The organism is Paenibacillus oenotherae (assembly GCF_019443105.1).
Classification (GTDB): domain Bacteria; phylum Bacillota; class Bacilli; order Paenibacillales; family Paenibacillaceae; genus Paenibacillus_Z; species Paenibacillus_Z oenotherae.
The window spans coordinates 214,469-227,906 of the sequence record NZ_JAHZIJ010000001.1 but is presented as its reverse complement, the minus strand read 5'-3'; the positions used below and the strand labels follow the sequence as shown (position 1 = coordinate 227,906).

The 13,438-nt window shown below is 52.5% G+C and carries 10 protein-coding genes; 8 read left to right on the top strand and 2 right to left on the bottom strand.

The features are described from left to right. The first annotated feature begins 103 nt into the window (after positions 1–103). The 4 genes from K0T92_RS01015 to K0T92_RS25430 are packed head-to-tail and all read left to right on the top strand — an operon-like array spanning position 104 to position 3,831. Positions 104–715, top strand: a complete 612-nt coding sequence (locus tag K0T92_RS01015; RefSeq protein WP_219870557.1) for a ribonuclease HII — start codon at positions 104–106, stop codon at positions 713–715. Between the two features lie 58 nt (positions 716–773). Beyond that, on the top strand, positions 774–2,870 hold the full coding sequence (locus K0T92_RS01010) for a hypothetical protein (protein WP_219870556.1): 2,097 nt from the start codon (positions 774–776) through the stop codon (positions 2,868–2,870). Further along, on the top strand, positions 2,867–3,202 hold the full coding sequence (locus K0T92_RS01005; protein WP_219870555.1) for an EscU/YscU/HrcU family type III secretion system export apparatus switch protein: 336 nt from the start codon (positions 2,867–2,869) through the stop codon (positions 3,200–3,202). The genes K0T92_RS01010 and K0T92_RS01005 overlap by 4 nt, the downstream gene beginning before the upstream one ends. Beyond that, positions 3,199–3,831, top strand: coding sequence for a YraN family protein (locus tag K0T92_RS25430; RefSeq protein ID WP_343223606.1), 633 nt, complete (start codon positions 3,199–3,201; stop codon positions 3,829–3,831). Before K0T92_RS01005 ends, K0T92_RS25430 begins: the two co-directional genes overlap by 4 nt. An 837-nt stretch (positions 3,832–4,668) precedes the next feature. On the opposite strand, the gene K0T92_RS00995 is transcribed toward K0T92_RS25430, so the two are convergent. Then, a complete protein-coding gene (locus K0T92_RS00995) occupies positions 4,669–5,691 on the bottom strand; it encodes an NADH:flavin oxidoreductase/NADH oxidase (protein ID WP_219870554.1) in 1,023 nt (340 codons plus the stop codon). 140 nt (positions 5,692–5,831) lie between these two features. Continuing rightward, complete coding sequence (locus K0T92_RS00990; RefSeq protein ID WP_219870553.1) at positions 5,832–7,397, bottom strand: YifB family Mg chelatase-like AAA ATPase; 1,566 nt, start codon at positions 7,395–7,397, stop codon at positions 5,832–5,834. 447 nt (positions 7,398–7,844) lie between these two features. Here K0T92_RS00990 and sucC point away from each other — a divergent pair, with 447 nt between their 5' ends. The 4 genes from sucC to topA all read left to right on the top strand — a co-directional run bounded on the left by sucC (position 7,845) and on the right by topA (position 13,433). Further along, positions 7,845–9,005, top strand: coding sequence for an ADP-forming succinate--CoA ligase subunit beta (sucC, locus tag K0T92_RS00985; protein WP_219870552.1), 1,161 nt, complete (start codon positions 7,845–7,847; stop codon positions 9,003–9,005). Between the two features lie 56 nt (positions 9,006–9,061). Continuing rightward, positions 9,062–9,991: a succinate--CoA ligase subunit alpha gene (gene sucD, locus K0T92_RS00980; protein WP_219870551.1), complete on the top strand. Its 930-nt coding sequence runs from the start codon at positions 9,062–9,064 to the stop codon at positions 9,989–9,991. A gap of 210 nt (positions 9,992–10,201) precedes the next feature. Then, positions 10,202–11,308, top strand: a complete 1,107-nt coding sequence (gene dprA / locus K0T92_RS00975) for a DNA-processing protein DprA (protein ID WP_343223605.1) — start codon at positions 10,202–10,204, stop codon at positions 11,306–11,308. Between the two features lie 25 nt (positions 11,309–11,333). After that, entirely contained in the window at positions 11,334–13,433 is a 2,100-nt protein-coding gene (topA, locus tag K0T92_RS00970; RefSeq protein WP_219870550.1) for a type I DNA topoisomerase, read from the top strand. Positions 13,434–13,438 lie beyond the last annotated feature (5 nt).

Sequence of the window (13,438 nt, the reverse complement as noted above, 5' to 3'; positions counted from 1 at the left end):
GCTGCATTTTGCTGCAAGGTTCGACATTTTTTATTGCGGCGCGGTGCGCAGAGAGTTAAGCTATAGATTATAGAGATAGCTAGGGGAGAATGGAGGCAGGGACATGCTGGAATTTGAAAGGCCTTTATGGGAACAGGGGTATGGCGCTGTTGCAGGGATTGATGAGGTAGGCCGCGGATGCTTGTTCGGAGATGTAGTAGCTGCCGCAGTTATTTTGCCGCATGGGATTGTCATTGATGGTGTAGATGATTCGAAGAAAATTTCCGAGAAGAAACGGGAGCAGCTCTACGAGCGGATTACTTCTTATGCGGAAGCGTGGTCTGTGGCTCGGGTGGATGCGGCGACAATTGATAGAATTAATATTAAGCAGGCGGCCAGGCTGGCGATGAAGCTCGCGGTGGAATCGTTGTCGGTGCAGCCGGATTATTTGCTGATTGATGCGGAGAAGATTGATTGTGACATTCCTCAACTGGCGATTATTAAGGGCGATGCCAGAAGCCAATCGATCGCGGCTGCGTCGATACTGGCCAAGGTCACGCGGGATCGGCTGTGCGCGGACGAGTGGGATGCGCTGTATCCTGCATACGGCATTGCCATACATAAAGGTTATGCAACGAAGCATCATCGGGAGAAGCTGTTGGAATTTGGTCCGAGCCCTTTTCATCGCCAAACGTTTCTGGGCAAGCTGTTCGCAGATAAGCAGATGATGTTCTAGCTTTGAAAATGGGCGGGGAGTTCGCTGAAGCAGCAGATCATAGGGACGGCTGGTGGATATGGCGGGGGTGGTTATCGCCAGCTATCAGCGGTCTTATTTATTATTTGCCGGATTTTGCAGGTTCACTAGTGCTGCTGTGACGCCGATAATGATAGTAGAGGCTGTAGAAATGCCAAGCTGGACGGAAGGGGAGCGATTATTTGTGAATATCGGACAATTGATGGGCGGGCTGCTAGGCGATGTTCAACCGCTCGACAGTAAGGCGCTTGAGCTAAAGGTCGGCCAAATTGTGCGCGGTGTATTTGTTCAAATGATGGACAATCAAGAAGCGCTCGTACAAATAAATGGCATTCAGGTTCGTGCCAAGCTGGAGACGCCTCTTCAGCCAGGTCAATCGACTCTGCTGCAGGTGCAGCCGCAATCGACGGCAGGAACGCTTGTGCTGAAGACTGTTGAAGGGCAGGCTGCCCTGATGCCGGAAGAGAGTCTGAAGGATCTTGCCAAGGCGCTCGGCCTGCCGGAGCAAAAGTGGGCGCTTGATCTCGTTAGCGATCTTCGCCGCGATGGAATGACGGCTTTGACGCGGGAGACTGCGCGTCAATTTCAGGGGGCCGCAGCCGCGATGCCGCAGGGCGAGGACCCGCAGACGTGGATGCAGGCTGCATCGCTCGCTCATAAGCGGGGCCTGCCGATGACAGGCGCGACGGTAGGCGCGCTTCATCAGGCGCTCTATGGAGCGCCAGCGCATGCGCTGCTGGAGGCGCTGGAGCAGGGGCTTGCCGCTTGGAGCGGCTCGTCCGCCGGGGCCGGGGCGGAGAAGGCCGCGCCGCAGCCGACTGCTGCGCAAGCGGCGGCAGCGAAGCTGCAAGCGCTGCTGGCCGAAGGCGCAGCGCTTATGCGCGCAGCGGCGGGCGGGGCGCAGCCGCCCGCCGCTGCGGGTGGCGCCGCCCCCGGCGGCGCAGTGCCTGCGGCAGGCGGCGAAGCCGCCGCAGGCATGCCGGGCGCTCCGCGCCCGGACGCAGGCGCGGCAGGCAATGCCGCCGCTCCTGCTGCGCCGGCAGCGGCTGGCGCCGGCACGGCAGGCGGCGCAGCCGCGGGCAGCGCGGCACAGCCCGCGCAGGCGGCCGCGGCTAGCGGCGCCGCTAGTGCGTCTGCGGCGCAGAGCAGCGCTGCCGCCGCAGGCGCAAGCGGCAGTCCCCAAGCCGCCGTAGGCAGCAGCAGCCCCCAAACCGCCGCAGCAGCCACAAGCGGCGGCCCTCAAGCTGCGCAGCAGAGCAGCGCATCCAACTGGCTGGGCCAGTTGATCAAATGGCTTGGCGTAGACCATGAACGGGGGCTGGCGGCATCCACAATCGGTCATGCACAGCATGCGGGGGAACCGCTTGAAGGATCCCATAACGGCCTGGCTGAGCAGCCTGCTGGCAAGCAGCCTGCTGCTCGTTCGTTGGACGGGCAGCCCCCGATTCTTCAACAAGAGAAGGGGGTGGTTGGTCCGCAAGGTGAGCGAACGGGCCACATCGCTGGGACGGCTTCGCTTCCTCCCGTTACGCCTGAAGGGGTATCACAGGATGCAGCGAAGCCAACATCTGCGGATTCGCTGAAGAGTGTGCTGATGACACTGGCTTCCGGAGATGATGTTCCTCCCGCGCTTAGGGATACAGCGCAGCAGCTGGTACAACAAATTACAGGCCAGCAGCTGCTCTTGTCACAGGAGCGAACGGGATCTCCTTTCACCCATTTAACGATGTTCATCCCGCTGCAAGGTTCGGAACACGGTCAAACGGCTTCCGTTCATATACAGACTCGCCGGGGCCGAAAGGGAGAACTGGATGCACACAACTGCAGGCTGCTGTTCGATCTCCGTATGAAATCGTTAGGAGACACAGTAGTAGATGTACATGTTGTCGACAAAATCGTCAGCCTCAACCTATGGAATGATCATCCTGCAATTGGAACGCTGCTTGAATCTTCGCGGGGAGAAGTAACGGAGGCGCTGAACAGGGCAGGATACCAACTGTTGACGCTTCGTTCCACGCCAATGCCGAACCGGACGCCGGACCCTGCCGATGCTCGCGAGCCCAAATCATCCTTGCAGACTCCTGCTGCCGCAGAGTGGTCCTCCAAGCCTTATAAAGGAGTGGACTTCCGAGCATGACCGACAATAGCCGTAAAGTCCGCAAAGTATCGCAACAATCAACAGATGAACAGCAGCTGTCTTCGCTCAAAAAAGCAGTTGCTCTCAAGTACGAGCCCGGTGACCGGGTCGCTCCCGTAGTCGTGGCCAAGGGACGCGGCAAAATGGCAGAGGCCATATTGGATAAAGCGGCGGAGAACGGGGTGCCGATCCAGCAGGACGCTTCATTGGTCGAGGTATTGTCAAAGCTGGATATCGATCAGGAAATTCCACCAGAGCTGTATGCGCTCGTTGCGGAGATTCTGTCATTCGTCTACCGATCAGACCAGCGGGCAGGAGGATGGCCTAAGTGAGCGCACGACATCCTGGAGGCGGCTTCAATGCATCCAATGAATCGAATACCAACATATCCAACGTGTCCAATGTATCCAATGTATCCAATGTATCCAATGTGTCCAATGTGTCCGATGTATCCAATGTTTCCATTGCATCCAACGTATCCAATGTATCCGATGTATCCAATGTGTCCAATGTGTCCAATGTTTCCATTGCATCCAACGTATCCAACGATCGCAGAGGGCAACTGCTGTCACAGTCGCCTTCCAAGTCTAGTAATTCCGATCGTAGACATTCCTTGGGCAGGCTTGGCGAAGAGGCGGCCGTGGAACGTCTTGTGTCGGAGGGATTTGCGATCCTGCATCGCAATTGGCGCTGTCGTTCCGGTGAACTTGATATCGTGGCCAGCTTTGATGGAGTTACCGTTTTTATCGAGGTTAGAACCCGGTCAACGGGAGGGAAATTCGGAACAGCAGCAGAATCTGTAGATCCGCGCAAACAGCAGCAGGTTAGAACGACCGCAGAAGTTTATATGCTGGCTCATAAATTGCGAAATACCGCGATTCGCTTTGATGTTATAGCTATAACTGTGGAACGCCATTCGCAGCGAATTATAGATGTGAATCATATAGAAGGGGCATTCTAATGACGCTCACTGCCTGATTGCTGTGATTGAACATATTGGAATGTTGAGCAGATGAGGATAGTAGCTGGGTGGTCACTTCGGCTCTTCACACATTTACAATATCCCTGCCTAGGATGCGACTTCACTAACGTCAAAATACTTGCAAAAACGCAGTTTTATTATTCGATTTAGCTTGTTTAAGATGAAATACCTGCCAATAAGCAGGAATTTCAACCATATTTATCATCGCGGCCCATTTCGCTTCATATTCCTGCCTAATTGCAGGCATTCGTCCAGAAATGGCTTTTTCTAATGGAATTCCTGCGCTTACGCATGAATTCTTCTCTGACCTGTCGAGATGAAGTCAAGCGCTGCTTTCGTTAGTGGAGCGTGTTCTTGAGTGCTGCTTTCATGTCACCATTGCGGAGGATTCGTTCAAATTATGTGTTCCTTCCGGAATGCGAATGATAGCAAAAAAGCATCCGGTGCCACTTTTAACTGTGGTTTTGGATGCTTTTTCCTTTTACTTGTGAGTCGGGACTTCAATTCGTCTTCGTCATCTTTAGTCTTTCGGCATTCATTATTCATCAATCGTCTATCGATATTTACATTCGTCTTTCGGTATTCGTCCCTCGTCACCCATTATTCATTCCTAATTCCTAGTCATTCATCTTTCATCATTCATCATCGTCATTCATCATCGTCATTTATCATCGTCACACATCATTCATCATTCATCATTCGTAACTCACCATTCATCTTTCATGCATTCATCATTGTCAGCATACTACATCTTTATTTGACGAACATCCACTCTTTCCCATGCAGCGCCAACAGCGAGCCCGCAATAATCGACAATCAATAGGCTCGCAAATATTGCGGTGGCGGCGTTCCTTCTTTGCTGACAGCTTGAATTGCGTGAAGAGCCCAGTAAGGGTCGCGCAGCATTCCGCGCGCCACGCCGATAAGATCCGCATCCCCATTGGCGATTGTCGCCTCGGCCAGTTTGGGATCATCCAGATTGCCGACGGCAATGACCGGCACCTCTAGCGCTTGCTTGATAGCGCGGGCCATAGGCACTTGATAGCCAGGGTAATTGCCGGGCTTTCTTGCGCCCGCAGGGCCTTCTCCGCCGCTGGATACATGGAAAATATCAACACCAGCGTCCTTATAGCGCTTGCTGATCGCAATGCTGTGTTCGAGATCATATCCGCCGTCCATATACTCCACGGCCGAAATCCTCATAATAAGCGGCATCCCTTGGGGCAGGACGCTCTTAACGGCCTGGATGACTTCGACTCCGAATTTGGCAAGATCCTTGCCGTATTCATCGTCTCTATTGTTGATCGACGGAGAATGGAACTGATGAATCAAGTATCCGTGTGCCCCATGCAGCTCAATCGTATCAACACCCGCTTCAACGGCTCTCCTTGCTGCCTCCTTGAATTTCACCACCATGCTCCGCACTTCCTCTGTCGTGAGCGCACGTGGCTTCTTATAGTCGGCGCTTACCGGAATATCCGAGGGGCCGACTGGTTCTGGCGCATCTTCTGCCTTTCGTCCGGCATGTGCAATTTGGATGGCAACCTTGGCGCCGTATTTATGTGATTCATCAATGATCCGCTTGAAGGCCGGAATTTGCTCATCAGACCATAAGCCCAGATCCCGATCCGAGATGCGGCCATCAGGCTCTACGTCCGTCATTTCGATAATGATCAGTCCGGTTCCGCCCACTGCGCGGGATACATAATGGACAAAATGCCAGTCAGTCGGCGTGCCGTCATGGGCTTCAACAGAGTATTGGCACATTGGCGGCATAACTATTCTATTTTTTAGTTCAAGGTTGCTTATCGTGATAGGGGAATACAAATGATCGGTCATATGGAATCTCCTTTATTTTTTATAGTATCTTTATTTTATTGTATTGTAACTGTATTGGCCGAAAGATGCTACACAAAATTTCTGAAAATTATATTTAGCCGCCATTACCGCCGCTTCTGACAGGCGAAAGCTTGCCAGTCTTATCGCGCATCTAGTGTCTGCAGCTGACGATCCAAGCTGCGATAGCTGACCGCTTCGGCAACATGCTCAGCTTCAATGGATCCGCTGCCTTCAATATCGGCAATGGTCCGAGCCAGCTTCAATATGCGGTCATGAGCCCGCAAGCTGATGCCAAGCGAATCAAACACGGCACGAAGCAGCTTGTCAGCTTCTTTCGATAAGGAGACTGCTCTTCGCAGAGAGTGGCCAGCCAGTTCGGCAAGCGGGCGGCCTCCTCCGCGGGGCTGCTCTTGAAGTCGCTCCTGCTGGCGGTTATAGGCGCAATGTACAATTTGCCGCATTTCCTCCGATGTCATTCCGGGCTTCAAGCGCTCCGGTGCTTGCGGCCTGGACACCTCGATGTGCATGTCGATTCGATCCAGCAATGGACCGGATATTTTCGCTCTGTAGCGGGCGATAGCACCGCTGCTGCATTGGCAGCGCTGCTCCTCAGTCTCATGTGTGTGGAACCCGCAAGGGCATGGATTCATTGAGGTCGCAAGCAAAAATTGGGATGGGAACCGGAACACAGCTCTTGATCTGGCAATTGTTACTTCACGGTCTTCCAGCGGCTGTCTGAGCACTTCAAGCGAGCTCCTTGAGAACTCCGGCAATTCATCGAGAAAGAGAACGCCATGATGCGCCAAAGTAACCTCTCCGGGTCGTGGAATGGAGCCGCCCCCAACAAGACCGGCTGCCGAAATGGTGTGATGCGGCGCACGGAAGGGACGCTCGCGCATCAGGGAGGGGAACCCGCCTGGCAGCTTCCCGGCTGCACTATAAATTTTCGTTACTTGCAGCGCTTCCCGCTCATCCAGAGGAGGCATGATGCCCGGCAATCTCCGTACAAGCATCGTTTTCCCGGTTCCAGGCGGTCCGGTGAACAGTACGTTATGCCGGCCTGCGGCCGCAATGAGCAGCGCCCGCTTTGCATGATGCTGGCCGAGCACATCGCCGTAATCGCCTCCTGTATGGACTGCCCTCTCATAGACGCTATCGCTGTTCTTAGCATGACTATTGAAGCGGAAATGATCCCATCTGCCATTATTGCATTCTGCCAGCTCCTGCAAATGCGAGATCGCATATAACTCCAGACCATGGATAAAGGAGGCTTCAAGCGCGTTTCCGACAGGGACAAGAACCCGTGTGAACCCGTTATGCTTGGCTTGTTCCACCATCGCCAGCACACCGGAGACGGCCCTTATTTCTCCATTCAATGCCAACTCGCCCAGAATGAGCGTATTGTTGAAGGGCTCGTAGCCGAGCTGTCCGCTGGCTGTCAGAATGCCGACTGCGATAGCCAGATCGAAGGCGGTTCCTTCTTTTCGCAGATCAGCGGGAGCGAGATTAACTGTAATGCGCTGCAGCGGAAAGGTGAATCCGCAGTTTTTGACTGCGGCCCTGACCCGGTCAATAGATTCACGTACCGCAGGGTCTGGCAGCCCTACTACATTGACCAGAGGAAGCCCGTTGCACAAATCGACTTCAACCGCAATTAACCGTCCTTCTACTCCGTAAACACTTCCGCTCCAAACATTTCTGTACATAACAAAACACACCTCCGCCATTATCGGCTGAAGGTGCTTCCTCACAGATCCGTATCCACTTATCTTCTCCACTGATCATAGTACAGACGGGGAAGTGCTGTCAATGTCCAGCACAATTTCCACTTTCATTTTGCCGGCTTCGGCAATCTCTCCAATCGAGCTTTTTCGTCAAAATTTGCCTCATAGCGGGATCGGCCGCAATATAAATCCGGCAATTGGCTATACTACACTTTGGCTGGTACTATCTCTATGGAACAGGCTGCTCCTATAGGTCAAATTAAGCGATCAATTGACAGGATTCCATCTCAATATGAGATGAAACTGATATCAAAAATGATGGGTTTAATCTAGTGAAAAAATAAGGAAAGGCAAGAGGAAACGTGTTACAATGAGTAAGGTTTTGTGTACATACGTAGGATATGACTGCGGACAGGAGGAATATCGTCAATGAATATCCATGAGTATCAGGGTAAAGAAGTGCTGAAGCAATACGGGGTTGTCGTCCCTGAAGGTAAAGTGGCATTTTCTGTCGACGAAGCGGTGGAGGCTGCCAAAGCTCTAGGAACACCGGTTGTCGTTGTGAAAGCGCAAATCCATGCAGGTGGCCGCGGTAAAGCAGGCGGCGTTAAAGTTGCCAAAGGCTTGGACGAGGTTCGTACCTATGCCAGCGAAATTTTGGGCAAGGTGCTCGTTACGCACCAAACAGGGCCGGAAGGCAAAGAAGTGAAGCGTCTGCTCATCGAGCAGGGCTGCGACATTAAGAAAGAGTACTATGTAGGTGTCGTTGTTGACCGCGGTACAGGACGTATCGTAATGATGGCATCCGAAGAGGGCGGTACAGAGATCGAAGAGGTCGCTGCTCACTCGCCTGAGAAAATTTTCAAAGAGGTCGTTGATCCGGCTGTTGGCCTGCAGGTGTTCCAAGCCCGCAAACTGGCTTATGCCATCAATATCCCGAATGAGCTGGTAGGCAAAGCGGCTAAGTTTATGCTGGCCCTGTACCGTGCATTTGAGGAGAAAGACTGCTCCATTGCGGAGATTAACCCGCTTGTCGTTACTGGTGACGGCAACGTAATGGCGCTTGACGCCAAGCTGAATTTCGATTCCAACGCGCTCTACCGTCATAAGGATATTCTGGAGCTGCGCGATCTGGAAGAGGAAGATGAGAAGGAAATCGAAGCGTCCAAATTCGACCTGAGCTATATCGCGCTGGACGGCAATATCGGCTGTATGGTTAACGGCGCGGGTCTTGCAATGGCGACGATGGACATTATCAAATATTACGGCGGCGACCCTGCCAACTTCCTCGATGTTGGGGGCGGTGCGACGACGGAGAAAGTAACGGAAGCCTTCAAAATCATTCTCTCTGACGAGAAAGTAAAAGGCATTTTCGTTAACATTTTCGGCGGCATCATGAAGTGCGATGTCATCGCGAATGGTGTTGTGGAAGCAGCTAAGCAAATCGGTCTGGACCGTCCGCTTGTCGTTCGTCTGGAAGGTACCAACGTTGAGCTTGGCAAAAAGATTTTGAACGAATCGGGACTGAACATCGTGGCCGCAGACTCCATGGCCGATGGTGCGCAGAAGATCGTCGCGCTTGTGAAGTAAGGACAGAAGGTTCGCGCTTAGCGGCATACGAATTCATATAGGGGATGTGAGTTTCGATGAGCATTTTGGTAGGCAAAGATACAAAAGTGATCACCCAGGGCATTACCGGCGCTACAGGGTTGTTTCATGCGAAAGGCGCCCTCGATTACGGCACGCAAATGGTCGGCGGCGTAACGCCGGGCAAAGGCGGCACGAACGTGGACATCACGCTGGAGAACGGTTCAACCGTTTCGCTACCGGTATTCAATACGGTGGTGGAAGCTGTTAAAGCAACCGGTGCTACAGCTTCTGTTATTTATGTACCGCCGGCTTTCGCAGCAGATTCCATCATGGAAGCTGTCGATGCGGAGCTTGACCTTGTCATCTGTATTACAGAAGGCATTCCGGTTCTGGACATGGTTAAAGTTAGCCGTTACATGGAAGGCCGCAAAACACGCCTGATCGGACCTAACTGTCCGGGCGTTATTACACCTGGCGAGTGCAAGATCGGAATTATGCCAGGCTATATCCATACCAAGGGACATGTGGGCGTTGTTTCCCGCAGCGGTACGCTTACTTACGAAGCGGTTCACCAATTAACAACTCGCGGCATCGGACAATCCTCCGCAGTCGGTATTGGCGGCGACCCTGTTAAAGGCTCGGAATTCATCGATATTCTGAATCTGTTCAATGAAGATCCGGACACTTATGCGGTCATTATGATCGGTGAGATTGGCGGTTCTGCAGAGGAAGAAGCGGCTGAATGGGTGAAAGCCAATATGACGAAGCCGGTTGTAGGCTTCATTGGCGGCGCAACAGCGCCAGAAGGCAAACGTATGGGACATGCTGGCGCAATTATCTCTGGCGGTAAAGGTACAGCTGCTGAGAAGATCGCTACGCTTGAAGCTTGCGGCATTAAAGTGGCTCCTACTCCATCGGATATGGGCTCAACGCTTGTAACCGTTCTGGAAGAGAAAGGCTTGCTCGAAAAGTGTAAAACGCACTAGGCGAACTCGCTTAGAGAGTAGAGTGCTGCACATGACTCTACTATTATATATAGCTGAAACAGAAGGTAAGCAACCTTCCGGAAGACCCGTTATATGGGCTTCGGAAGGTTGCTTTTTTTTATTAATATTAAGGTGCGGCTTGCATTCTGAATCACGCTCAAGCACAATAGGGTAAGAATGTACGCCGTCCTATGAAGGGACGGAGCATCCGTGACAGATGGAGAAATGCGCAAGGAAATGATCATAACGCTTCATGAATTGCCCGGAATCGGCTGGCAGACCATCCGCAAGGTGGTTGAATACGGGGCTTGGGATTGCTATCAACGGTTCACAGCGAATGCCTGGATGTCATCGGTCGGCATGAGGTCCGAGCAGGCGGGCGCTGTTGTGAAAGCTTTCGGAGACCTCAAAATCGGCCGTCGCTGCGAACAACTATACAAACGGGGAATCCATGTTATTACCCGCTTTGATGGCGGATATCCGGAACTGCTGTCCGAAATTCCGCAGCCGCCGTGGGTTCTTTATACGATTGGGAATCTTGAGCTGTTGAATCGGCCTTCGATTGCGATTGTCGGTACAAGAGGTCCGACCGCTTATGGACGGAAGGCTGCTCTGGATATTGCTTTAGGGCTTTCTGAGCAGGGCATTACGGTTGTAAGCGGTTTAGCCCGGGGGATTGATGGCATTGCGCATGAAGGCGCTCTGAGAGCCAGCGGCGGAACGATTGCCGTTCTTGGATCACCTGTTGATGTCATATACCCGGCTGAGAATCGGTCACTCTATAATGAAATCGCGGGGCGTGGGCTCCTTGTGTCGGAGACCCCGCTTGGAACATCGATTCATCCCGGATTGTTTCCGCTGCGTAATCGCATTATTGCTGGCTTGTCGCTTGGCACTGTCGTTGTTGAAGCCGCAGAGAAAAGCGGCTCGCTTATTACGGCTGATATGGCGCTGGAGATGTCCAGGGAAGTATTCGCTGTTCCAGGGACAATCTCCTCACCCAAAAGCATCGGCACGAACCGGTTGATCAACAGGAGCGGTGCGAAGCTTATTACCTCAATCGTGGATATTATGGAGGAATACAGCTGGCTCATTTCGGGAGGGCTGACAGGGGGAGAACGGGGCTCGAAAGGCTCGGAACCGCTGACTTCCCAGGAGGAGCATATTTTCCAGCTTCTAGTGGATCAACCGCGTTCAACGGATGAGCTTATTGAGCTTTCTTCAATGCCGTTTGGACTTTTGCACGCAGTTCTGATAAATTTAACTATAAAACGGAAGATCGAGCAGCATAGTGGTTCTATATATAGTGTATTGTAGTTTGTTGTGGAGAGGGGGCGCGTCTATGGCGGATTCACTGGTTATTGTCGAATCACCGGCAAAGGCAAAGACGATTGGCAAATATCTTGGCAGTAAATTTATTGTCAAAGCATCAATGGGTCATATTCGTGACTTGCCGAAGAGTCAGATCGGCGTGGAAGTTGATAATGATTTTAATCCAAAATATATAACGATTCGCGGCAAAGGCAGTGTGCTCAAAGAGCTCAAGGATGCCAGAAAGAAAGTGAAAAAAGTATATCTCGCGGCTGACCCGGATCGCGAAGGGGAAGCGATTGCCTGGCATTTGGCTCACTATCTGGAGATCGATGAGACCGATTCATGCCGTGTTGTGTTTAATGAGATTACGAAGCAAGCGGTGAAGGATGCTTTCAAGTCGCCCAGACCGATTAATATGGATCTGGTTAATGCGCAGCAAGCGCGAAGAATACTGGATCGGCTAGTCGGTTACAAGATCAGTCCGCTTCTATGGAAGAAAGTGAAGAAGGGGTTGTCGGCAGGGCGGGTTCAATCTGTTGCGGTTAAGCTTATTATTGATCGGGAGAATGAGATTGACGCATTTATTCCAGAGGAATACTGGACAATAACGGCACAGCTCAAGCATGAATCCGCAACCTTCGAGGCTAAATTCCATTCCATTGAAGGCGAGAAGCGGGAACTCGGAAGTCAGCAGGATGTGGAGGAAGTGCTGCAAGCGATGGGCACGTCTTCCTTTACCGTTGCGGAAGTGAAGGAGAAGGAGCGGCTGCGCAATCCTGCTGCTCCGTTCATTACGAGCTCCTTGCAGCAGGAAGCTGCCCGCAAGCTGGGATTCCGTGCCTCCAAGACGATGTCAGTCGCCCAGCAGCTCTATGAGGGTGTTGATCTTGGCAAGGAAGGCACAGTCGGCTTGATCACTTACATGCGTACAGATTCCACGCGGATTTCTCCTGTAGCGCAGGAAGAGGCCAAAGCTTATATCGAAGAGAAGTATGGCGCCAGGTTCGTGCCTGATCAGCCCCGGATCTATGCGAAGAAGAACAGCAATGCTCAGGATGCGCATGAAGCGATCCGTCCCACATCTGTACTCCGTGACCCGGATACGATGAAAGAGTTTCTCAGCCGGGATCAGTTCCGTCTCTACAAGCTTGTCTGGGAGCGGTTTGTGGCCAGCCAAATGGCATCTGCAGTACTGGATACGATGGCCGTTGATTTGAAGGTTGGAACGGCAATGTTCAGAGCGGTGGGCTCAAAGGTGAAGTTCCACGGCTTTATGAAGATCTATGTCGAAGGAAACGACGACGGCGCAACAGACGAGGAGAAGTTTCTGCCGCCTCTGGCTGTCGGCAATATTGCGATTCCTGAACTGATTGATCCCAAGCAGCACTTTACACAGCCGCCGCCTCGTTATACAGAGGCAAGGCTGGTAAGGACGATGGAGGAGATCGGAATCGGACGTCCGAGTACATATGCACCGACACTGGAGACGATTCAGAAGCGCGGTTATATTGCTATGGAAGAGAAGAAGTTCATTCCAACCGAGCTTGGCGATCTTGTCATCCAGCTTATGGAGGAGTTCTTCCCGGAAATTCTTGACGTCGAATTTACCGCCCATATGGAAGATGATCTTGACCATGTGGAGGACGGCAAGGAAGATTGGGTGCGGGTACTCGGCTCCTTCTACGAATCGTTCGAGAAGCGTCTTGAGGTTGCCGAAGAAGAAATGAAAGAGATAGAAATTCAAGATGAAATATCAGAAGAGACATGCGAGAAGTGCGGCAGTCATATGGTGTACAAGATGGGCCGTTTCGGCAAGTTCCTTGCCTGCTCGGGATTTCCGGATTGCCGGAATACGAAGCCGATCGTGAAGGATATCGGCGTTGCTTGCCCCAAATGCGCCGAGGGCAAAATTATCGAGCGCCGCAGCAAGAAGGGACGTTTCTTCTACGGCTGCGATCAATATCCGGGCTGCGATTATGTCTCATGGGATAAGCCGGTTGGCAAGCCATGCCCGCAATGCCAGAGTCTCCTGGTCGAGAAGCGGAACCGCAGCGGCGCGCGCCATCAATGCACCCAGTGTGATTTCAACGAAGAAGTTATCGAAGAGAACGACGGCATTGAGGTTTAAGCTCT

What these genes read in the sequence shown, in the direction of transcription:
- K0T92_RS01010 (WP_219870556.1), top strand. Translation starts at nt 774, where the DNA reads ATGGCGGGGGTGGTTATCGCCAGCTATCAGCGGTCTTATTTATTATTT.
- K0T92_RS01015 (WP_219870557.1), top strand. Translation starts at nt 104, where the DNA reads ATGCTGGAATTTGAAAGGCCTTTATGGGAACAGGGGTATGGCGCTGTT.
- topA (WP_219870550.1), top strand. Translation starts at nt 11,334, where the DNA reads ATGGCGGATTCACTGGTTATTGTCGAATCACCGGCAAAGGCAAAGACG.
- K0T92_RS01005 (WP_219870555.1), top strand. Translation starts at nt 2,867, where the DNA reads ATGACCGACAATAGCCGTAAAGTCCGCAAAGTATCGCAACAATCAACA.
- sucC (WP_219870552.1), top strand. Translation starts at nt 7,845, where the DNA reads ATGAATATCCATGAGTATCAGGGTAAAGAAGTGCTGAAGCAATACGGG.
- sucD (WP_219870551.1), top strand. Translation starts at nt 9,062, where the DNA reads ATGAGCATTTTGGTAGGCAAAGATACAAAAGTGATCACCCAGGGCATT.
- K0T92_RS00990 (WP_219870553.1), bottom strand. Translation starts at nt 7,397, where the DNA reads ATGTACAGAAATGTTTGGAGCGGAAGTGTTTACGGAGTAGAAGGACGG.
- K0T92_RS00995 (WP_219870554.1), bottom strand. Translation starts at nt 5,691, where the DNA reads ATGACCGATCATTTGTATTCCCCTATCACGATAAGCAACCTTGAACTA.